Here is a 20,217-nt window from a genome sequence, read left to right as displayed (position 1 = left end):
TTCACCACACAATGTTCAGTGAATATAAAATTTATTGAAGAGGAATATAACTCAACATTCATGGAGTGATTGTTCGTGAAAAAATGTGATATAAGATTATTCTTTATTTTTACACTTATCCTTTTAGGAGGATGTACTATAGATCAAAAGAATGAGGAACAACAAATAGTAGAAAAAGCAAATGAAACAACCATTAAATATTTTAAGGAAAAAGAAAATCTAAATGTAGTAATTACTGGATATGAATTTGCTCCGAGTGATTTTCAAACTGTTTTTATAAAAGGACATGTTAAAGACGATAAAACTCAAGCATTTACAGTGCATGTCGAATATGGAGATAGTGATTATAGAGTCACTTCTAGAACATATTCTGAAAGTCTAGAATGAAAAAACTAGGTCATTAGATACTCAGGACTAGTTAAAAAAGAGCCTCCTTAGAGGCTCTTTTTAGTTACTATCATACAGCAATGTCATTTCATTATTTAACTTCAGTCCATTTAAAATTAAATTCTCCCTCAAAATCATTCGTCACAAGCCCTTTAATAGACGAGCGTTATAAGTATGAGCGTCCCGTTTGATAGAAAGGAGTTACTGCACTATCTTCTAACAAGACTTTTCCCGCTTGTATCATCGCTTCCCAACATGCTTTTTCATCACTAGATAAATCAGTTTTCCCCTTATGAATTAATTCATCAATTACCTTTGTTGTCGGTGACCTCAATACTGTTTCCTAAATTCTCATCACCACGATAAGCAAACCTTGACAGCTAATAATAACAAGAATCTAAAAGTTTATCATTTTCCTTCAAAATATCCCCACTACCAGATATTTTAATATATTCTAAATATAGAATAACATTAATGGAGGGATTTTGATTGAAAAAAAATGGTATAAGATTATTCATTATCCTTACACTTATCCTTTTAGGAGGATGCAGTATGAATAATAAAACAAATGAAGAAAAAGAAATAGTAACAAAGGCAGAAGAGGTAACCATTAAATATTTTAAAGAAACAGAGGGCTTAGATGTAACAATCACTGATCATAAATTTGGACAAAAAGATTTTCAAACTATCCTTATCTCAGGTTATGTAACAAATGACAAAAGCAAAAAGTTTACCGCTTCAGTCCAATACGCTAATAATTATCATATTGGTTCTATCACAGCGTCTAATAATTTTGATTTTAAACACTAAATCTAATAGTTTCACGTCAACATAATTATTTAAGTTTGCTTTTTTCATTCAGGATTATTCCTTATAAGAAAGAAAACTAAAAAGCACCCGCTACCAGAAAAAGTGAGTGCTTTTTTCACTAAAAACATTCCTTCTATCACGATATTTTATATAATCAAGATGTCATTATTGGAGGATAAATATGAATATTACAATCAAAAAAATTAGTTTTTTTCTACTCTTTATATTTATTTTAAGTATTTTAGGGGGATGTACGATAAATCAAAAAAATGAGGAACAACAAATAGTTGAAAAAGCACAAGAAAGAACAATCCAATACTTCAAAGAAAAACAAGACTTAGATGTAGTAATCACTGATTATAGGTTTGGTCCAAGTGATTTACAAGGTATCTTTATCTCCGGCTATATAAAAAATGATGAAAGCAAAACATTTAATATTACAATAGAATACGGTGGAGATGAATATACAATAGGTTCTATCTCTACAAGTGAAAATTTACATTTAAAATAATAAAGAAAAGGCACTCTTTTAAAGAGCCCTTTCTTTATCCCCCACCACACAATGTTCAGTGAATATAAAATTTAGTGAAGAGGAATATAACGCACTATTAACGGGGTGATTATTCGTGAAAAAATATGCTATAAGATTATTCTTTATCTTTACACTTATCCTTTTAGGTGGATGTACGATAGATCAAAAGAATGAGGAACAACAAATAGTTAATAAGGCAACAGAAACTACAATTCAATATTTTAAAGAAAAAGAAAATCTAGACGTAGTGATTACTAAACATCAATTTGCCCCGAAGGACTTTCAAAGTGTTTGGATTTCAGGACATGTGAAAGATGATAAAAATAAAACATTCTCGGCAGATGTTGAATATGCTAATGATTATCACATCGGTTCCATTTCCACATCTGAAGGTTTTGATTTAAAACACTAAATCTAACGGTTTCACTTCAACATAACTATTTAAATTTGTTTTTTAATTCAGGAGTGTTCTTTATAAAAAATAAAAAGCATCCTAAATCACACATTTAGGATGCTTTCTTTTTAATTCCTATTCAACAATCGCATACGATAACAATTCATCGTCACTTCCCCAAGTCTTTGCAGTAATTGATAGTTCGCATATGCGCCGACCGGGGCACCTATTATTGGTACGAGCTGAAGCATTTTTGCTAAATCGATATAGTCTCGGTACTCTGTTTGGAACTTTTCCCAGTCCATATGATTTTCTTCTTCTGTATCCCACGTTTCGATGGCTTTCCATATTTCTTTTCGGTGTTCATCACTTGAAAAGGCAAGTTGGAAAACGTGAAGGATAAAAAGGCGCTCTTCTTTATCGCTCGTATCAAATCCGTACAACGTTGCTGCATCGAATAAAAATTTAATTTTAATGCCGAGCAACAGCGGAAAGTCAGCAAGGCCAAGGAGAATACCGCCTGCTCCCGTCCCTGCTCCTTCTGCCGCTGCTATTTTTTTGTACTCATCCATTTTTTTACGTACTTCATCGTCTCGTCTTTGCAATGACCAGTTCGTCTCTTTTAATTTCGGCTTTATAAAGTTTGATCCGGCACTAATCGTTTGTACCATCATCCGAATCGTTTCTGTTAATACTTTTTGCACTTTCGCCGGAATAAGCTGCTGTACTTTCGTCTGCACTTTCTTTGAGAACCGTGTCATCATAGAAGAATCTTTCATGAATGTAGCTTTCCACTGCTCCAGTTCTTTTATAACCTTTTCTTCATATGTAATCATAGGTTCATTCCCTTCAATTTAAACGCTCAATACGTTTTGCCCCGTATTGATAAACGAAACCGATACTAAATACTATGCTTACGACTAGTAAAATTCCTGTCATCATGAAATCTTTCGTAGCAAGTGCAAATATGATTGTAAATACAACGCTGCCAATAATGAGAATTGCATTTAATAAAGTAAGAAAATCTTTCTTCTTCTCTTCTCCGCCTACTGGGTACAAATCAAGCCAAATTTTCATGCGGTGATGTTTCCATAAAGTTAATAGCTGATAACCGATTAAGTATAGGAAGATAAGGCTTACGATAAATCGTCCATATAAAAACGGAATGAAGTAAAGAATAACTCCGCCAAGAGCGAGCAGGCGCACATATAAGCCAAAATAATTACCAGATCTTAAGAACGTTCTCGTATATAAGTATAAATAGGTACGCTTTTCACCGATCATCGAAAGAATGAAATCAAGCCATTTTCTACGTGCTACTCTCTCTTTTAATGCTGGTACATCAACGAACATATTCGCGATGCGGTACAGCAGCATCATCTTCTTACCTTCTTCAGAAATTAAATACTCCCAGTTTAGTGGTTTCCCCTTCACGATTTGATACATAATCGCAAGGTATAACACCATGAGAAGGACGATTCCAGCAATAAAGATAACGGAAGTACGTTCTACAAGGAAATACACAAATAAGGCGTTTAAAATAAATCGAATGAACCAATCGGCTCTTTGTATATTTTGATCTGTTAAAAATGACTTTTCCCACGCTACGAATAAATTCCATGCTTTTACAATGATAAACGCGATTACAACCCATATGTAAGCCGCTCCTGTTTGCTTCATTTGCTGGAAGTATAACGGAGCAAGCGCTGCCGCTACAATTGCGATTATGTATAACTGAATCATAAACGTAAAAAGAAACGCCTTTGTAAAATATGGTTTTAACTTTTCTTCCACTGGCAGTAAATAAACGAGATCCGCTTCTTTTAATAACGTTTGAATGGATCCGGCCGTTAATACGAATCCAAGTAACACTGCCATAACGAGCGCAGTCGGAAACGAAGGTGTTAACGTTTGTAACCATTGCTGGTAATAATACGCTCCTGCGCCGATGATGAATACGAAAATAAATTTTAAATGATCATTAAATACGTATTTACTATATGTACGAACTTCTTGTAAAAAGTAACGAAATCGTTCTTTCCATAACGCTGTGCTATTCATAATCTTCTTCCTTCGTTAATGCAATATAAATATCATCTAACGTTGCACCTGGCATATGAAACTGTGATTGCAGCTCAGATAATGTTCCCTTCGCTCTCACTTCGCCTTGATGCAAAATAATGAACGAATCACAATAACGCTCTGCCGTCGCTAAAATATGTGTACTCATTAAAATACCTGCACCACTCTTTTTCATTTGGTCCATCATTTGAAGGAGTGATTGGATTGCTAACGGATCAAGCCCAACGAACGGTTCGTCCACAATGTAAAGAGATGGCTCTACTAAAAACGCACTCATAATCATTACTTTTTGTTTCATCCCTTTTGAGAAATGAGACGGAAACCATTTCAAACGATTTTTCATACGGAATTCTTGTAATAATTGTCCTACACGTTCTTCATATTGTTTTTCATCAACGCCGTAAGCCATCGCTGTTAACTTCAAATGTTCTTCTAGCGTTAGCTCATCATATAATACTGGTGTTTCTGGGATGAACGAAAAACTAGAACGGTACGCTGTCATATCATCACGAATTGTTTTCCCATTAATTGTGACAGTTCCTTTTTTCGGTTCCATTAAACCGATAATATGTTTAATCGTCGTACTTTTACCTGCTCCATTTAAACCGATTAAGCCGACAAGTTCACCTTTATTCACAGAGAACGAAACATCTTTTAATACAGGTCGTTTCGTATATCCTCCTGTAACATTTTCTACACGCAATAACTCGCTCATACGACACCACTTTCTTCATTTATATTCGTTCTATATTCATCTTACCAAAAATTACGCTGTACTACATAGTATCGATGCGTTCAAAAAAAATTTAAATTTGTTCGCATATATTATTACGAAAGCGGACATCATAATTATTGAAGAAGGAACACATTGAAAAAGCGACCACCTATTGATGAGTACAACAACATAGTGAAGTCATCATGAAATGGGGTGTCCAAGTTGGACAAAGGAATTTACACATAACCAGATTATTTGTTTTATTTTCGAAACGGGGTGTCTCCGAAAGAGCATATACTGTTTTAAAAAGTAAACAATTTCATTTAAAAAGATTGCAATTCATTTCACTTGAAAATGGGGTGTCTACGGCAGAAACTTTAGCCGATTTACCGTGCATTTCTTAAAATAAATGAGGTGTCTGCGAAACGTAAATTACGATAATGCTTTTTCAATCCATCTTCAGAAAACAGGAAGCTGAGTCAGCTTCCTGTTTTTCGTGTTTGTTCTCTTATGTAATTATGGTAAAATACGGCTAAGGATATTTGAAAGGATGAGATCAATGAATCATACAGCGGATAATTGTATTTTTTGCAAAATCATTGACGGGCAAATCCCTTGCTCAAAAGTATACGAAGATGAACATGTGCTTGCATTTTTAGATATTAGTCAAGTGACAAAAGGACATACTCTTGTTATTCCGAAAGTTCACAAACAAGACATTTTTGCGTTAACGCCAGAAATCGCATCACACATTTTTTCTGTCGTTCCAAAAATCGCAAATGCGATTAAAGCAGAGTTTAATCCAGTTGGCTTTAACCTACTTAACAACAACGGTGAAAAAGCTGGACAAACTGTGTTCCACTTCCACCTTCATTTAATTCCACGCTACGGTGAAAACGATGGTTTCGGTGCTGTTTGGAAATCACATCAAAATGAATACACAATGGAAAATTTACAAAACATCGCAAGTACAATTGCAAATAGCGTGAAATAGTGACACTATAATAAGTAGTCATACATAACAAGCCACTTTCCTAAAGTGATTAAATATGGCACGGCTTGTTTCTCCACTTAAGATGCCAGGGACTGCACACTTTCCTTTCCCTCGTCTTAAAGATATGCATATTTTTTCACATCATGAATACGAACAAAAAATAAGGAGGTCTCCTTTTATGTCAAAAGCTAAATCCTTTATTACCGGTGTCATTTGCGGCGGAGCAGTTGCTGGACTAGCTGTTCTTTTCTCAACTCCTTCTTCTGGCAAAGACATGCGCGGCAAGTTAAAAGAAAAAGGAAATGATATTAAAAAGACTTTAGCTGATATTACAGCTGATACAAAATTATTAAAACGTCAAATCGTTGAAACTGCTTCAGAAGGTAAAGAAGTGTTCCAAGAATTAAAAGACGATATGCACGATACACTTTCTAACTGGAAGCAAGATATTTCTCAAAACAAACGACATATTGAGAAAGAGATTTTGGACATTCAAAAATCAATTGAGAAACTACAAGAAGCTGTTCCGGAAAAAGCGTAAACAAATTCCTGCTTAGTTTTTTGCATATAACAAATATTTTTTATATAAATTGACCTTAACACGGCATATCACATAGATATGCCGTGTTTTTATGCATTTACAATATATGTTATCACTTAACATGTATGGACAACACATGTATTCATGACTCATAAACCGCTTCCATAGTTATGCATGATTTGTATAGAATGTCATTTTTTTAAAAAATTTTCACAATTCTCACAAAAAGACTTTATTAATTTTTATTTTACTGGCATAATAGATAGTAATGAAAAAGAATGTTAAAGTGGGTGAGTATATGAAAAGTGGAGAAAAAGATTACTCGGTAAAAGAAGCGATGATTTTCAGCCAACGCATTGCTCAATTATCGAAAGCGTTATGGAAATGTGTAGAGAAAGATTGGCAGATGTGGATTAAACCTTATGATTTAAACATTAATGAGCATCATATTTTAACAATCGCTTATCATTTAAAAGGGGCTTCTATTTCTGAGATTGCTAAGTTTGGAGTTATGCACGTATCAACGGCGTTTAACTTCTCGAAAAAGTTGGAAGAACGCGGCTATCTTGTATTCTCGAAAAAAGAAGATGATAAACGAAATACGTACATCGAAATTACAGACAAAGGGGAAGAATTACTACTTCGCTTAATGGAGGAGTATGACCCTGAAAATAATTCAGTGTTTAATGGGGCTCTTGCACTTCGTAATTTTTATGGGAAGTTCCCAGAAAACATCGAACTGATTGCTATCTTGCGTAACATTTACGGACAAGACTTCATCGATATTTTTGAGAAATCATTAGAAGATATTGAAGAGAACTTTACAGAATCCGATCAGAAGTTAGTTAAGAAGTAATCTATTTATTTTTTCGCAATCATGCTTAAGAATTCATTCATAAGCGGTTTGAATAAACCTTGTTTTGCTAGCGCTTCCGCAGTTTCGTGTACTTCGAGCTGATGTGGAAGCGCTTTTTCAAATTGATCTAACAGCGCATCGAACAAAAGAAGGCCTTCTGCTTTCTCCGCTACATATTGTTCGTTCAGTTTTTCACAAAGATTTAGTATACGTTCAACATCTTTTTTACGAGCTTTTTTCTTTATGATCAAAGAATAAAATGGACACTTTTCTTCATCAATCATTTTAAATAGTAGGTCTACGTAGTATTCAGCTTGTTCTAATCTTCTAACAACGTCCATTTTCTCCCTCACTTTCTAACACAAAGTCTTCTATTTCTGAATTTTATAACACGAACAAAATATCGTATGATACAATATATAAAGTATATGTATTTTAGCCAAAAGGAGGTCTCGCCTCATGACACTTATAACAGTTGTTTTTGTCGCATTCGCACTTCTTGTTATATTTTACACGAATTTCATGACACATACACTGTGTGAACGAAAACAAATATCTGCGAGCCGCCAACCCGGTGTCTTTCGGGTTATTAATGTATGTATAACAATTTTATTAATTTCTAGTTATATAGAAATTATATTTCATGGAAAGTGAGGAAGGAAAGCCCCTTCCTCACTTTTTTCCTCTATAAGCAAATTATACCTACTATAACCAATAAAATAAACAGTACAAGTAATAAAATAAGTTGAGAATTCATCCCCATCCCCTCCTCTTTTCTGTATATGCGGCATACGCCCAATATGGCACACCTTCAAAATCTGACACGTACTGGTTAATTTTTCTTTATCAATATGAAAACACGTCGAAATATGATATATTAAATTTTGTACATATTGCTTATACTATGAAATAAATGACACGCATCTTAACTTTATCCTTAAGCCACGGTAAGCCCTGTTAAGCGCGCTTTACCAACATAAAAAGCAAAAGTATCAGTGAGACTTAACCGGGCTCTGATGAACTAAAATTCATTGGTATAGGATAAATTAAAAATACATAATAGTAGGAGTGTTTATCGAATGAAGAAAGCTATGCTTGCCTTAGCCGCAACAAGTGTAATCGCATTATCAGCATGTGGAACATCATCATCAGACAAAATCGTTACATCTAAAGCTGGTGACATTACAAAAGAAGAATTCTACGAGCAAATGAAGACACAAGCTGGTAAACAAGTACTAAATAACATGGTTATGGAAAAAGTACTTATTAAAAACTACAAAGTTGAAGACAAAGAAGTAGACAAAAAGTTCGATGAAATGAAAAAACAATACGGTGATCAATTCGATACACTATTAAAACAACAAGGTATTAAAGAAGAAACGTTAAAAACTGGTGTGCGTGCTCAATTAGCGCAAGAAAAAGCTATCGAGAAAACAATCACTGATAAAGAATTGAAAGATAATTACAAGCCTGAAATTAAAGCAAGCCACATTCTTGTAAAAGATGAAGCAACTGCTAAAAAGGTTAAAGAAGAACTTGGACAAGGTAAATCTTTCGAAGAGTTAGCAAAACAATACTCTGAAGATACTGGTTCAAAAGAAAAAGGTGGCGACTTAGGATTCTTCGGACCTGGCAAAATGGTTAAAGAATTCGAAGAGGCTGCTTATAAGCTGAAAAAAGATGAAGTAAGCGAACCTGTGAAATCACAATTCGGTTACCACATCATTAAAGTAACAGACATTAAAGAGCCAGAAAAATCATTCGAACAATCTAAAGCTGACATCAAAAAAGAAATCGTTCAGAAGAAATCACAAGACGGCGAATTCATGAACGATCTTATGATGAAAGAAATCAAAAAAGCTGACGTAAAAGTTGATGATAAAGATTTAAAAGATCTTTTCGAAGAGAAAAAAGCTGACGCTAAGAAAGACGAAAAGAAATAATGAAATAAAAAGCTTGGGCTTAGGTCCGAGCTTTTTTTATACCCTCTTCTCTCGGTAGTTATGTCCGATTCGGTAAATGAAATTATATAGTTGGTCCTTCGAATAAATTATATCGGCGATTTTTTAAATATATCGACCACAACTCCAATTATATCGGCGATTTTCGAGATATATCGGCGCAATTCCAAATATATCAGCGATTTTCAAAATATATCGACTTACCGACAAAAAACGACAACAAGCGTGACTCCCTCTATAAACACAAAAAAACCTTGATCCACGTATCATGGAACCAAGGTTTATCTTATTATCATTGATTAAATGAAAAAACTATGTTAAATTAGTACAGAAACACGTTTTCATAAATACAAAGAACGTATTTATCCGTATCTTAATTGTACACCAAAACACATCTTCAGTCAACCTCTATTTTTCACTTTTAAAGGAGTGCTACCGTATGAACAAAAAACTTGATTTAGAGCAAAAACGCTTGGATACCGTAATCGAAACGATTGCGAAACAAATTGATAAGCTGGAAAACGAAACTGGTAGACGCCGGGCAGAAGTAATCAATATTCGTAAACACTTTTGGGATGACGTGAAAGTGAATACTGATACTTTTGATGATTATCTTGAAACAGTTATTAACTTAAGACAACAAGCTCAGTCACTAGCTGTCACACAAATTACTCATAAGCACACCTTTAATCGGCTTGCCGCACTAAAACGCATGCATAAATCACCTTATTTTGGACGAATTGATTTTAAAGAAGAAGGAGAATCTGCTGCGGAGCAAATTTATATTGGCGTAGCTACACTTACTGATGCTAGCGGAGAAAACTTTCTTATATATGACTGGCGCGCACCCATTTCAAGTGTGTACTACGATTATCCACCAGGACCGGCTGAATACAGTACACCAGGTGGCATAATTCACGGTAATGTGGAGAAAAAATTACAATACATTATTCAAAATGGCGAGATTGATTCTATGTTCGATACGAGCCTTACAATTGGCGATGAAATCTTGCAACAAGCGCTCGGAAAAGGTACGAACAAACATATGCAAAGTATCGTCGCTACGATTCAGCGCGAGCAAAATGAAATTATTCGTCACGATGAAGGCCGACTCCTTATCGTGCAAGGAGCTGCTGGTAGCGGTAAAACATCAGCTGCGCTGCAACGAATCGCCTACTTACTATATAAATATCGCGAATGGCTAAAAGCGGATCAAATTATTCTCTTCTCCCCTAACTCTATGTTCAATAGCTACGTTTCTAACGTACTACCTGAACTCGGCGAAGAAAATATGCAGCAAGTGACATTCCAAGAATATTTAAACCATAGACTAAGTAAGTCATTTGACGTGGAAGATCCATACGAGCAATTAGAATATATGCTAACTGAAACAAATAGCCCTACCTATAAAACGAGAAATGCGAGCATTCGATTTAAAGCATCTACTCAATTTTTCGAGATGATTCGAGCGTACAGACAATCTCTTGAATCTTCAGGCATGCTATTTAGAGGAATGAAATTTAGAGGAAAGCTAATTGTCTCGGCGAAAGAAATTACAGAGCAATTTTACAATACCGACTCCTCCCTCCGCTTCCATAGCCGTATTGAGAAGTTAACGGATTGGCTAAATAAGCAAATAGATGCACTTGAAAAAGCAGAACTGAAAAAGCCTTGGGTAGAAGAAGAAATTGAACTACTGAGTAAAGATGAATATCAAAAGGCTTATAAATATTTACAGAAAAAAGGGGAGTTTGACGACAACTCCTTTAACGATTTTGAGAAAGAAGCGAAAGTACTTGGACGTATGATTGTCCGTAAAAAATTGAAGCCACTTCGTAAAGGTGTTCAAACATTGCGCTTTATCAATTTCACAGGAATATATAAACAGCTCTTTACAGATGCATCATGGGTTACTGGAGAAAAACCGAAAGACTGGGATGACATTTGCTCATTAACGGTGAACATGTTAGATGAAGGAAAGCTATATTACGAGGACGCAACTCCATTTTTACTTTTAAAAGAGTTAATTGAAGGCTTCCAAACGAACAGATCGATTAAACACGTACTCGTAGACGAAGCGCAAGATTATTCGCCGTTTCAGTTCGAGTTTTTAAAACGTCTCTTCCCTGCTGCAAGAATGACTGTACTCGGAGACTTTAACCAAGCGATATTTGCCCATGCAAGTGAAACAGTGAATTTCAATACGCTCACTAGCTTATACGGACCGGATGAAACAGACGGCATTAACTTAACTCGTAGCTATCGCTCAACAAAACCAATTATTGAATTCACACGTGCTCTCGTACCAGAAGGAAAGAACATTCACGCCTTTGAACGTGACGGCGAGAAACCTACAGTGACGAAAGTATCAAATGACAGCGAACTGCACGAACATATTACTGCTAAAGTTGCTGAACTGCAAAAAGAGCAGCACAATACGATCGCAATTATATGTAAATCTGCAGCTGAAAGTGCCGCTGCATACGAAGCACTTAATCATATCGAGAATATTAAACTCGTGAAGAGTAACTCAGCCGAGTATGAGCAAGGCATCGTCGTGATCCCAGCTTACTTAGCGAAAGGTATCGAATTTGATGCTGTTATTATTTACAATGCTTCTAAAGATGTATACAGCGATGAGAGCGTTCGTAGATTATTCTACACTGCTTGTACGCGCGCGATGCATGAATTACAACTTTATAGCGTTGGCGAGGTTAGTCCTTTTATACTTGGGGCTGATTCGGAGAGTTTTGAGCTTATTACACCTTGATAACAATCAAGGTGTTTCTTTTTTGTGCAGGATTTACACCTTTAAAGTAGAATATATCAGTTTAGAAAAAAATTAAGGAGCGAAAAGATGAACCATTATTTTATTGCTATTTATGACGGTGAGTTTCCTATCGAGAAATTACATACCATTTTACAATCTAATCCCACTTTTACTGATCTAAACGTCCGCACCCTTTCAATCTCATCACCAAGACCTTTCACATTATTAGTTGACGAAGAACACGATGCACTTACAATTGAACTTACAGACAAATACCACTTATTAACGAAAGAATTGCAAACACTTGAGCAGCAAGAAAAGTACTACTATGTATACGATTATAAAATTAGAAAGACCATCGAGAATCCTACCCAAAAATGCTTTCCATTCGCACAAATCAATATAAGTGTTACGAAATTCCATCAGATGATTCAAAAAGTAAAAGACTTAAAACGACCTGTATTTGCAGGTTATAACATCGTCTCTCATGATGCAGACATACTTACGATTGATGTACTTCTTTCTTCACCTTTATTGGATCCTAACACTTCTGAAAAAGATGCGACAGAATATGTTTATTTGCAACAATTAGCTGAATCAATTTCTCGTTCTGAATTGTGTACTTCTATTAAAGCGAGTTCACTTATTTAAACATAAAATGAAACTTTATCGCTAAGTTAGAGCTGTTCCATTATAAGTTTAAAAAGGTGTGGTGTGCTATCCGACAAATACTATTTTAATAAGAAGGAACCAAAATCAAATTAATATGTAGGAACAAAATAATAAAGAGGGTTGCCCTCGGCATACCCTCTTTACTTCGACCCTTAACTTTCTGAGGTCTGCGAGCGTTTTATAAATAAAGCTACAACAACTGCAAGTAGTGCCAAACCAAAGCCAATTGTAAATGCGTTATGCACGCCTGAAACCATTGCTTCTGTCAATTGAGCTGGGTCAGTTGGATTTGAAGATGCACCCAAATATTTCTTTTGTCCGGAAGTCATAACACTAATAAAGAACGCAACTCCTACCGCACCCGCTACTTGCGATAGAGTATTCAAAATAGCTGTTCCGTGAGGATAAAATCGCTTCGGAAGTTGGTTCAAACCGTTCGTTTGCGCCGGCATCATGATCATTGAAATAGATATCATCATAGTGACGTGTAATAGGATGAAAGTTATTTTAGACGTATCTGCCGTTACTTGTGTAAAGAACCACATCACACCTGCTAATAATAGCGTACCAGGAATAATAAGCGCTCTTGGACCAAATTTATCAAAAAGCTTCCCTGAAACTGGAGAAAGCAGACCATTCAACAGGCTACCTGGAAGCATGATAAGACCGGTTGCATAGACAGTTAAGCCTAAAGCACCTTGGAATAGAAATGGTAATAAAGTCATTGTCGAGAACATCGTCATCATCATGATCGTCAATAAAATTGTCGTGAGCGTAAACATCGGATACTTAAATGCACTAAGGTCTAGTAATGGCTCTTTCAATTTCAATTGACGCAATACGAAGAATAGAATTGCTACAAGACCAATTAGGATTATGCCATATACTTGGAAACTACCCCAACCTTCACCTGAGCTACTAAATCCATAAACAATTCCGCCAAATCCAATTGTAGATAAAAGAATAGATAATACATCCACCTTTGGTTTAGTAGGCTCAGAGACATTTTTCAAATAAATAAATGCAAAAACGATAGAAAAAATCGCGAATGGAAGAACGAAATAAAATAGCCATCTCCAATTCAATGTTTCCAAAATGAGCCCTGAAAGTGTCGGCCCAATGGCAGGGGCAAACATGATTACAAGCCCAATACTCCCCATTGCCGCTCCTCTCTTTTCAGGAGGATATAGAAGGAGAATCGTATTCATTAATACGGGCATTATTAATCCCGTACCTGCTGCTTGTAACAAGCGACCCATTAATAGTATAGAAAATCCAGGCGCAATCGCACTTACAAGTGTACCGAAAGTAAAGATTACCATAGCACCTATGAATACTTGTCTTGTTGTAAACCATTGTACTAATAAAGCAGAAGCTGGAATGAGTACAGCAACTACAAGCATGTACCCTGTTGAAAGCCATTGAAGAGTCGACGCTGTTACATTCAACTCAACCATTAATTGTGGAAAAGCAACGTTCAATAATGTTTCATTCAAAATGGTGAAAAACGCTCCAATGATCATTGATATTAAAATTGGGAGTCTTTTCACATTGTCAAACTCCTTTGACTGCGAAGAAACAGGTGCAGTTTGAGTATTCATACATAAACCCTCCTTGTATTTTCTTTTATAAGTTTTTACTACCTTTGCTAGTCATATTTAACGTAGAAACGCCCATACCAAATTGAAAACGGTAGAGCACAACTACAAGTAAGATCAACAATGACATCACGCCGAAGATATTACTATACATATTTGCAGCTTCATTTGCAACAAAAGGATTTAGCTTTAGTGAAGTCGATCCTTTATCAAGCAATTTCCCTACTACACTCATAGCCATCGCGCCAGATATGAAATTAATCATCGACAGTAATCCCATTCCCACACCTGTCTCTTCCTTTGACAGTGTTTGTGAAATCGTATTAGACATTGAAATCTGCATAAAGGTCTGTCCTACATTTCCGAAAATTAAAATCAATGCTATGACAAAAGCCGAGACCCCAATGAAAGTAGATAATAATGAGAAAGCAAGGAATATGAATACTGAGGCAATAAAAACGAGTACAAAATTGCCCCGAGTATCAGCTACCCTTCCTCCCTTTCTTCCCATAATTGCCGAGGCAATTGCAGCTGGAACTAAAACAAAACCAATATTCGAAGGAGTCAATCCATTTACTGCCGATAGAAATTGCGGCGTCATGAATGTCATGCTAAAGCTCATCGCTGTCGTCATAAAGGCAAGGAGTAACCCAATCGAAAAATTCTTATTTTTAAACAGAGTCGGTTTAATAAAAGGCTCTGTAGCTTTTCTAATTCGCAAAATGAAGAAAGCTAACATAACAAATCCTCCAAGGAATAACAGCACTTGCATCTGCGTAATGGCAAGCAAGAAGAACGCGACTGATATAGCTAATAACCCTCCGCCAAGAATATCAATACTACCCGCCTTTCCTTTTGCATTGTCTAAATACTTTCTAAAGAAAGGTAGCGTTAGAAGCGGTAGTAATGAAAGAACAAACATGAGTCTCCAGCTTCCAAAACTCGTAATTAATCCAGCGGCAACGGGCCCTAAAGCATTCCCAAGCGCTAAACCAACTGCTGAAGTTCCAAGCGCACGCCCCCTTTTCTCTGGCGCAAAGTATCTAACCGGAATAATCATTGCTGTCGCAGGAAGAACAGAAGCTCCCGCTGCCTGAATGACACGGCCTAAAATGATAACCCAATACTCAGTAGCAAGTAGACCAAGCAAGGAACCTAGAGCGAAAATAAGTAGTCCATACGTTAACAAATCCTTTAACCGATATTTATCCGCCAGTTTTCCCATTACGATGGAACCAACAGCATAAACAACCATATAACTCGTCATAATCCAGCTAACCTCTGAAGGAACAAGGTTGAATTCTTTACCGATTTCAGGAAGAGCTACATTAAACATCGTACCGTTCATAACCGAAAATATTAGCGTAACTACTAAAACTGCTAGCAATTTATCTGCATTTTGTGATGAATGATCTACCATCTTGTAGACCCCCTTTTCTCTTTCCCATAATCTATACAAATTTAAATGAGTGACAACATAATGAATATCCTCACTATTTTATTATAATGAGGATATCATTTTTATCGTACGTGCTCAGTTTCTACCTCTATTCAATCAAATCTACAATTTGCTTTACAGAAGTTCTGTTACTGCTGAAAAATGAACGACCGCAAGAACTAGTGCTAAAATCATAAGCACGGCTGCTGGCATGATTTTTCCAATTGGATCTTTAACACGCATATGTGACAATACAGCTCCTAACATAATACAAGCAATCCATAATGCTGCTAAAACTAATACGATCTCATTCCAGAAACCAAAAATTAGTCCAACCACGCCTGCTAAAGCGATCCAACCTGTCGCAATTCTAAACCATTGAGGTAAACCTAAATGAGCGAAAGCCTCTACTTGCATTTTTGCTCCCGCAATTTTACTCACACTCGAAAAGAAAAATGCAAAAATTAATAAACATTGAAGTACTAATGCTACAATAGTCATGTACAATCCTCCATTATATATTTTTTAAGGGTATTGCTATTAAATGCTGAAACGATTTGAAATTCCTTACATAAATCCACCTCTCTCTATTATCGTTTTCTATAGATCCCCGCATCAGTTATAATAGTAATTATCCCGCTATTACACATTATGAGTACGCGATATAATGAGGTTACTCACTAATCGTTTATAATATAGAGAGGATACTCACTAATAATATACAATATATTTATGAAACGTGCAAAAATGAACTACAAAATAATGAGGAGGTCATCCCATTCATGAAATCAAATAATCCAGCTGCAATAGATATTATTCATATTTTAATGCAATCGTCGAACTATGTTCAAAGAGAATTTCAATCTCAATTGTCAGCCCTTGACACACCTTATCATCTAACAGGTCCTAGGTTACGCGTTCTATCCACCGTTTCTGAAAATGGTCCCATTCGAATGAATGAATTAGCTGCTAAATTAGGCGTCAAAGCACGTACAGTTACCGATTTTGTCGATGCACTCGAACAAGACAAGCTCCTAGTTCGTATACCAGATCCAACTGATCGCCGAGCTACATTAATTCAACTTACTGAACGCGCGCATTCCAATATGGAGCAGGCGCTCGCTTTCCAAGACAAAGTCGCAAACGATATTCTAAAAAACCTCACATTAGAACAACGCGAACAGTTTTTTGAACTTTTATTACTATTAATAAAAGATAAGCAAATTCCAGATTCATGCGGAGAAGTTGAGAACGGAAAAACTTGTTAAGTGTGTAAATAAAACCACCTACACCCTAAAAAATATAGGGACTAGGTGGTTTGTTTTTTAAGCTGATTTTCTCGCTGGAATGTCTTTACGTCGATATACACTTAGTACGATTCCCATTACAAGCGCATGAAATACAGTTGGTGTTAATCCATAACTAATAAAAGGTAATGATATAGCAGTAATCGGTAATAAACCTAAAATCATACCGACGTTATAAAGGAATTGTACTACGAAAAGAGTCATGCCTCCAATGAGAAGCAATTTACCATATCGGTCATTTATTGTATAAGATATGAAGATTAACCGTGCTACAAAAAGAGAAAGAATTAAGACAAGGACCAGTGCAAGCACATATCCATAATAATAAGTCAAACTTGCAAATACAAAATCAGTATCTGGATTAGGGATGAACTTTACATCTCCGTATGTACCAAACCAACCTGCTGACGACATTACCTCCTTTAAACGTATATACATAAATCCTGCGCCCTGTGCATCACGCTCTGGATTCAAATACCCTAAAAATCTATCCAAATAAACTCCTTTTACTGTGTGCCAGGAAAAATAGGCCCCTATAATCAATAAACAGATTGGTACAATTGTAATAATTAATGCCTTTTTCTTCCCTAACTTACTCCACCAAAGCATAACGAATACCATCGTGATATAAATAAAAATCACTGAAAAAGCTGCGCCAATTAAAAATAAATACAAAGAAAATAAATAAAGAGCCACAAGATGCATTACTTTTATCCTACTATTATTGAAAAAAGAAGCCCAAGCTAGAAAAAAGAACGGCACTGCCATTAAACGGTCAATTGCAATAGGACCAACTTTTATTATCGGTTCTCCAAGCATCCCAGCATTCGGAAAGCAGTATAGCATTAACAAGATAAGTACACCAATTGTATAAAACAACCATCCTAATCTCTCTAACTTCCGATAATTAATCAGCATCATCCCTAACGCTGTTGCAATACCAAGAACAACAAATATCACCTTATCCATTAGTAAATCATTCATATATCCAAAAGCTATAACCGGCAAAAACCCTAATCCCATCGCAGCCACTAATAAACCAATTAAAAACCAATCAACCTTTGGCTTATGAAGTTTGTTAAGTTCTTGTCCAAGTTTGACCGGACTCCCCATTTGCTCAACAGCCTTATCTTCAGCAACTTCCTCACTTAACCCTTTATCCATCCACATATTCTTTGCCTGTTTCAAGTGAAAATTCAGTTCAGTTGCTACTAAGTCCTTCGCTTCTTTTGATTTAATATGGTTCGTAACTTCTGTTAAAAAACGCTCCCCTTTTTTGTTCAATTTTTCTCACTCCTGTACGAATCCTTTTAATATAAATCGTGCCTTCGTAGCATTCTTCTCTGCCTTTCGCAGCATCTTGTTTCCTTTATCATTTAATTGATAATATTTAGCTCCCGCGTGGTCCCAGCTAGATTGTATAAAGCGATTCTGCTCTAGACGATGTAACAAAGTGTATAGAGACCCTTCATTACCTTCAAATGTTTGAATCCCTCTTCCCCGTAGTAACTGCATCAATTCATAGCCTGTTTTTTCATTCATAAGAAGTTGCAACACTGCTAAAAGGATGTCTTCTTCTTTTTCGGACGATTGATTGATTTTTTCACGCACCCGCTTCTGGTGCTGATCAGAAAAACTCAAATGTTTAAAAGTTGTGTTCTCCATTGATTTTCGCAAACCTTTTAATCGATCTTCCATTTGACTATTCCTCCAATCCTTTCTTCAAAAGCTCCTTCGCTTTTTTCATCCTCGTTTTTATCGTGTTTTCCTTCACATCTATTACAATCGCAATCTCTTTAATTGATAATTCTTCATAATAAAATAGATAAATGACTTCTCGATATTTGATCGGTAAATTCATTACTGCAGAAGCCAGTTCACGATCCTCCGCATTTTGAATGACAGTTTGTTCCACACTTTCTTTTTGACTCTCCATATACGTAAAATCATCTTCTGTAACAATAACTTTTTTGTTATACCAACTTTTTAAATAATCCTTACAATGATTAATTGCAATTCTCCATAGCCATGTTTTTAAGTTCGAATTCCCTTTATATGTATGAAGAGATTTATAACATTTCACAAATATATCTTGCGTTAAATCCTCCGCAACCTCTTTATTATTCACATATGAATACACAAGCTGTAAGACTTCTTGTCCATACTTGTTCATTATTTCGTCGATAAGGTCCTCCTTATCTTCTATTTCAAACGCTTCTATCATTAATTCATCCACAGCCTTCCCTCCTTCCCATATATTAGACGACGCACTGTATGGAAAAGTTTTATAAATTTATAAAAAAATACAAAGGGTAATAATGTTTTTTATAAAACACTTCCTCCGCAACTTACATATAATAAACCGAATAGTCGTTACAATACATTCACCTAAAGAGCGTCTTTCTCCCACGGCGCTCTTTAAGTTTGCAATAAGAGGGGCGTCTTCGTTTCCTATCGCTAAATGAAAAAGAGAACCGATTTAATCGAGTCCTCCTTCTTTCTAACGCTCACTTAAAGAATCTAATATTTCATGGCCATACAAAGATGGATCGATACTATCAAAACCAGTACACTCTTCATACAAGTGTAGTATTTGAAATTCTATACATAACGCAGCTGTTTGTTCTTGTTGATTTATTGCTTTTTCTAGTTCTGCCGTGTATTTCATTTGGATATTGTTATCAGTATCTTTATTTTTTTAGTTATGTTTATTTAACAAGGAGTCAACTACCCCCCACTGAGATAAAGCCTTTCAGTGGGGGTTTGAGTTTGAACGCTAGGGCTTTTTATCTATATGTCTTGTTCCCTATTTTAAAACATAATACAATGAATACGTAACTTAATAAGCTATAACTAGTAGGTGTGGTAATCATCTCTTCCATTTTGAAAAAAGGGGGAGGTGATAAAATGATCGCGATGTTTGTCATTAAATTAGTGTATGGTATCCTAACCGGAGCTGGCGTTGTCATCGGTAGAAGATACGTCGGTCCGTGGCTAATTTCTGTATACAAAAAAGCGAGAACCACCCTGCTTTGAACTGGACCCGAAAAGTTAGACATATATTTAAGCAGCTAATAAGGATTGAATTCTGTATTTTACAGGAGGCAATCCTTTTAATTTTGCCTTAATCCTTTTATTATTGTAATAATAAATATAATTC

General features: G+C 35.7%; 24 protein-coding genes and 1 pseudogene. 12 read left to right on the top strand and 13 right to left on the bottom strand.

Going from position 1 to position 20,217, the window contains the following annotated elements:
- Positions 1–75: 75 nt before the first annotated feature.
- The gene (locus PQF83_RS00125) at positions 76–387 is read left to right on the top strand and encodes a hypothetical protein (RefSeq protein WP_000710474.1); all 312 of its coding nucleotides are present in this window, start codon (positions 76–78) and stop codon (positions 385–387) included.
- A gap of 91 nt (positions 388–478) precedes the next feature.
- Here PQF83_RS00125 and PQF83_RS00120 read toward each other — a convergent pair.
- Positions 479–709 (bottom strand): annotated as a pseudogene (locus tag PQF83_RS00120) (peptide ABC transporter substrate-binding protein); the annotation flags it as partial.
- Between the two features lie 167 nt (positions 710–876).
- Between PQF83_RS00120 and PQF83_RS00115 the strand changes: the two are divergent.
- From PQF83_RS00115 to PQF83_RS00105, 3 genes are all read left to right on the top strand, one after another.
- Complete coding sequence (locus PQF83_RS00115) at positions 877–1,197, top strand: hypothetical protein (RefSeq protein ID WP_002163728.1); 321 nt, start codon at positions 877–879, stop codon at positions 1,195–1,197.
- 181 nt (positions 1,198–1,378) lie between these two features.
- Positions 1,379–1,708, top strand: a complete 330-nt coding sequence (locus tag PQF83_RS00110) for a hypothetical protein (protein ID WP_001027812.1) — start codon at positions 1,379–1,381, stop codon at positions 1,706–1,708.
- A gap of 115 nt (positions 1,709–1,823) precedes the next feature.
- Positions 1,824–2,141: a hypothetical protein gene (locus PQF83_RS00105; protein WP_000759578.1), complete on the top strand. Its 318-nt coding sequence runs from the start codon at positions 1,824–1,826 to the stop codon at positions 2,139–2,141.
- 110 nt (positions 2,142–2,251) lie between these two features.
- Here the strand turns inward: PQF83_RS00105 and ecsC are convergent, their stop codons facing one another.
- From ecsC to ecsA, 3 genes are read right to left on the bottom strand one after another with little or no spacing between them, the layout of a single operon-like run.
- Positions 2,252–2,959 carry an ecs operon protein EcsC gene (gene ecsC / locus PQF83_RS00100; RefSeq protein ID WP_000634131.1) on the bottom strand — a complete coding sequence of 236 codons (708 nt, stop codon included), beginning with the start codon at positions 2,957–2,959 and terminating at the stop codon, positions 2,252–2,254.
- A 13-nt stretch (positions 2,960–2,972) separates the two neighbouring features.
- Positions 2,973–4,184: an ABC transporter permease EcsB gene (ecsB, locus tag PQF83_RS00095; RefSeq protein ID WP_001089162.1), complete on the bottom strand. Its 1,212-nt coding sequence runs from the start codon at positions 4,182–4,184 to the stop codon at positions 2,973–2,975.
- Entirely contained in the window at positions 4,177–4,920 is a 744-nt protein-coding gene (ecsA, locus tag PQF83_RS00090; RefSeq protein ID WP_001292602.1) for an ABC transporter ATP-binding protein EcsA, read from the bottom strand. Before ecsA ends, ecsB begins: the two co-directional genes overlap by 8 nt.
- Positions 4,921–5,479: 559 nt before the next feature.
- Between ecsA and PQF83_RS00085 the strand changes: the two genes are divergently transcribed.
- From PQF83_RS00085 to PQF83_RS00075, 3 genes are all read left to right on the top strand, one after another.
- Complete coding sequence (locus tag PQF83_RS00085; RefSeq protein ID WP_001016840.1) at positions 5,480–5,914, top strand: HIT family protein; 435 nt, start codon at positions 5,480–5,482, stop codon at positions 5,912–5,914.
- A gap of 178 nt (positions 5,915–6,092) precedes the next feature.
- On the top strand, positions 6,093–6,455 hold the full coding sequence (locus tag PQF83_RS00080) for a YtxH domain-containing protein (RefSeq protein ID WP_000030300.1): 363 nt from the start codon (positions 6,093–6,095) through the stop codon (positions 6,453–6,455).
- Between the two features lie 298 nt (positions 6,456–6,753).
- On the top strand, positions 6,754–7,311 hold the full coding sequence (locus tag PQF83_RS00075; protein ID WP_000834918.1) for an HTH-type transcriptional regulator Hpr: 558 nt from the start codon (positions 6,754–6,756) through the stop codon (positions 7,309–7,311).
- Positions 7,312–7,316: 5 nt separating this feature from the next.
- Here the strand turns inward: PQF83_RS00075 and PQF83_RS00070 are convergent, their stop codons facing one another.
- Positions 7,317–7,652 carry a DUF1878 family protein gene (locus PQF83_RS00070; RefSeq protein ID WP_000383662.1) on the bottom strand — a complete coding sequence of 112 codons (336 nt, stop codon included), beginning with the start codon at positions 7,650–7,652 and terminating at the stop codon, positions 7,317–7,319.
- 118 nt (positions 7,653–7,770) lie between these two features.
- On the opposite strand from PQF83_RS00070, the gene PQF83_RS00065 reads away from it, so the two are divergent.
- From PQF83_RS00065 to PQF83_RS00050, 4 genes are all read left to right on the top strand, one after another.
- Complete coding sequence (locus PQF83_RS00065) at positions 7,771–7,965, top strand: hypothetical protein (protein WP_000172692.1); 195 nt, start codon at positions 7,771–7,773, stop codon at positions 7,963–7,965.
- A gap of 425 nt (positions 7,966–8,390) precedes the next feature.
- On the top strand, positions 8,391–9,254 hold the full coding sequence (prsA, locus tag PQF83_RS00060; protein WP_000710072.1) for a peptidylprolyl isomerase PrsA: 864 nt from the start codon (positions 8,391–8,393) through the stop codon (positions 9,252–9,254).
- Between the two features lie 457 nt (positions 9,255–9,711).
- Positions 9,712–12,042, top strand: coding sequence for an RNA polymerase recycling motor HelD (gene helD, locus PQF83_RS00055; protein WP_001035413.1), 2,331 nt, complete (start codon positions 9,712–9,714; stop codon positions 12,040–12,042).
- Between the two features lie 87 nt (positions 12,043–12,129).
- The gene (locus PQF83_RS00050; RefSeq protein WP_001017084.1) at positions 12,130–12,693 is read left to right on the top strand and encodes a hypothetical protein; all 564 of its coding nucleotides are present in this window, start codon (positions 12,130–12,132) and stop codon (positions 12,691–12,693) included.
- A 173-nt stretch (positions 12,694–12,866) separates the two neighbouring features.
- Here the strand turns inward: PQF83_RS00050 and PQF83_RS00045 are convergent, their stop codons facing one another.
- The 3 genes from PQF83_RS00045 to PQF83_RS00035 all read right to left on the bottom strand — a co-directional run bounded on the left by PQF83_RS00045 (position 12,867) and on the right by PQF83_RS00035 (position 16,251).
- Positions 12,867–14,315: an MDR family MFS transporter gene (locus PQF83_RS00045; RefSeq protein ID WP_001097157.1), complete on the bottom strand. Its 1,449-nt coding sequence runs from the start codon at positions 14,313–14,315 to the stop codon at positions 12,867–12,869.
- A gap of 25 nt (positions 14,316–14,340) precedes the next feature.
- Positions 14,341–15,732 (bottom strand): MFS transporter, encoded by a 1,392-nt coding sequence (locus PQF83_RS00040; RefSeq protein WP_000227532.1) that lies wholly within the window; start codon positions 15,730–15,732, stop codon positions 14,341–14,343.
- Positions 15,733–15,885: 153 nt separating this feature from the next.
- The gene (locus PQF83_RS00035) at positions 15,886–16,251 is read right to left on the bottom strand and encodes a DoxX family protein (RefSeq protein WP_000156912.1); all 366 of its coding nucleotides are present in this window, start codon (positions 16,249–16,251) and stop codon (positions 15,886–15,888) included.
- A 281-nt stretch (positions 16,252–16,532) separates the two neighbouring features.
- Here PQF83_RS00035 and PQF83_RS00030 point away from each other — a divergent pair, with 281 nt between their 5' ends.
- Complete coding sequence (locus tag PQF83_RS00030; RefSeq protein WP_000841456.1) at positions 16,533–17,018, top strand: MarR family winged helix-turn-helix transcriptional regulator; 486 nt, start codon at positions 16,533–16,535, stop codon at positions 17,016–17,018.
- Between the two features lie 57 nt (positions 17,019–17,075).
- On the opposite strand, the gene PQF83_RS00025 is transcribed toward PQF83_RS00030, so the two are convergent.
- The 5 genes from PQF83_RS00025 to PQF83_RS00005 all read right to left on the bottom strand — a co-directional run.
- Positions 17,076–18,341, bottom strand: coding sequence for an FtsW/RodA/SpoVE family cell cycle protein (locus PQF83_RS00025; protein WP_001034638.1), 1,266 nt, complete (start codon positions 18,339–18,341; stop codon positions 17,076–17,078).
- A 6-nt stretch (positions 18,342–18,347) separates the two neighbouring features.
- Positions 18,348–18,755, bottom strand: coding sequence for a PadR family transcriptional regulator (locus PQF83_RS00020; RefSeq protein ID WP_000390163.1), 408 nt, complete (start codon positions 18,753–18,755; stop codon positions 18,348–18,350).
- Positions 18,756–18,759: 4 nt separating this feature from the next.
- Positions 18,760–19,293: a sigma-70 family RNA polymerase sigma factor gene (locus PQF83_RS00015; protein ID WP_000343924.1), complete on the bottom strand. Its 534-nt coding sequence runs from the start codon at positions 19,291–19,293 to the stop codon at positions 18,760–18,762.
- Positions 19,294–19,557: 264 nt separating this feature from the next.
- Positions 19,558–19,725, bottom strand: a complete 168-nt coding sequence (locus PQF83_RS00010; RefSeq protein ID WP_000877814.1) for a hypothetical protein — start codon at positions 19,723–19,725, stop codon at positions 19,558–19,560.
- A 395-nt stretch (positions 19,726–20,120) separates the two neighbouring features.
- The coding region (locus tag PQF83_RS00005) for an IS3 family transposase (RefSeq protein WP_134656395.1) at positions 20,121–20,217 on the bottom strand (97 nt) is incomplete at its 5' end.

Source organism: Bacillus sp. FF-1, assembly GCF_028548245.1.
GTDB classification, from domain to species: domain Bacteria; phylum Bacillota; class Bacilli; order Bacillales; family Bacillaceae_G; genus Bacillus_A; species Bacillus_A paranthracis.
Note: the sequence above shows the minus strand (reverse complement) of the source record. Positions and strands in the feature narration are given on the sequence as shown.

Coding starts and splice junctions, on each gene's coding strand:
- helD (WP_001035413.1), top strand. CDS start 9,712: ATGAACAAAAAACTTGATTTAGAGCAAAAACGCTTGGATACCGTAATC.
- PQF83_RS00035 (WP_000156912.1), bottom strand. CDS start 16,251: ATGACTATTGTAGCATTAGTACTTCAATGTTTATTAATTTTTGCATTT.
- PQF83_RS00040 (WP_000227532.1), bottom strand. CDS start 15,732: ATGGTAGATCATTCATCACAAAATGCAGATAAATTGCTAGCAGTTTTA.
- PQF83_RS00075 (WP_000834918.1), top strand. CDS start 6,754: ATGAAAAGTGGAGAAAAAGATTACTCGGTAAAAGAAGCGATGATTTTC.
- PQF83_RS00050 (WP_001017084.1), top strand. CDS start 12,130: ATGAACCATTATTTTATTGCTATTTATGACGGTGAGTTTCCTATCGAG.
- ecsA (WP_001292602.1), bottom strand. CDS start 4,920: ATGAGCGAGTTATTGCGTGTAGAAAATGTTACAGGAGGATATACGAAA.
- PQF83_RS00080 (WP_000030300.1), top strand. CDS start 6,093: ATGTCAAAAGCTAAATCCTTTATTACCGGTGTCATTTGCGGCGGAGCA.
- PQF83_RS00065 (WP_000172692.1), top strand. CDS start 7,771: ATGACACTTATAACAGTTGTTTTTGTCGCATTCGCACTTCTTGTTATA.
- PQF83_RS00070 (WP_000383662.1), bottom strand. CDS start 7,652: ATGGACGTTGTTAGAAGATTAGAACAAGCTGAATACTACGTAGACCTA.
- PQF83_RS00020 (WP_000390163.1), bottom strand. CDS start 18,755: ATGGAAGATCGATTAAAAGGTTTGCGAAAATCAATGGAGAACACAACT.
- PQF83_RS00045 (WP_001097157.1), bottom strand. CDS start 14,315: ATGAATACTCAAACTGCACCTGTTTCTTCGCAGTCAAAGGAGTTTGAC.
- ecsC (WP_000634131.1), bottom strand. CDS start 2,959: ATGATTACATATGAAGAAAAGGTTATAAAAGAACTGGAGCAGTGGAAA.
- PQF83_RS00010 (WP_000877814.1), bottom strand. CDS start 19,725: ATGAAATACACGGCAGAACTAGAAAAAGCAATAAATCAACAAGAACAA.
- PQF83_RS00030 (WP_000841456.1), top strand. CDS start 16,533: ATGAAATCAAATAATCCAGCTGCAATAGATATTATTCATATTTTAATG.
- PQF83_RS00110 (WP_001027812.1), top strand. CDS start 1,379: ATGAATATTACAATCAAAAAAATTAGTTTTTTTCTACTCTTTATATTT.
- prsA (WP_000710072.1), top strand. CDS start 8,391: ATGAAGAAAGCTATGCTTGCCTTAGCCGCAACAAGTGTAATCGCATTA.
- ecsB (WP_001089162.1), bottom strand. CDS start 4,184: ATGAATAGCACAGCGTTATGGAAAGAACGATTTCGTTACTTTTTACAA.
- PQF83_RS00085 (WP_001016840.1), top strand. CDS start 5,480: ATGAATCATACAGCGGATAATTGTATTTTTTGCAAAATCATTGACGGG.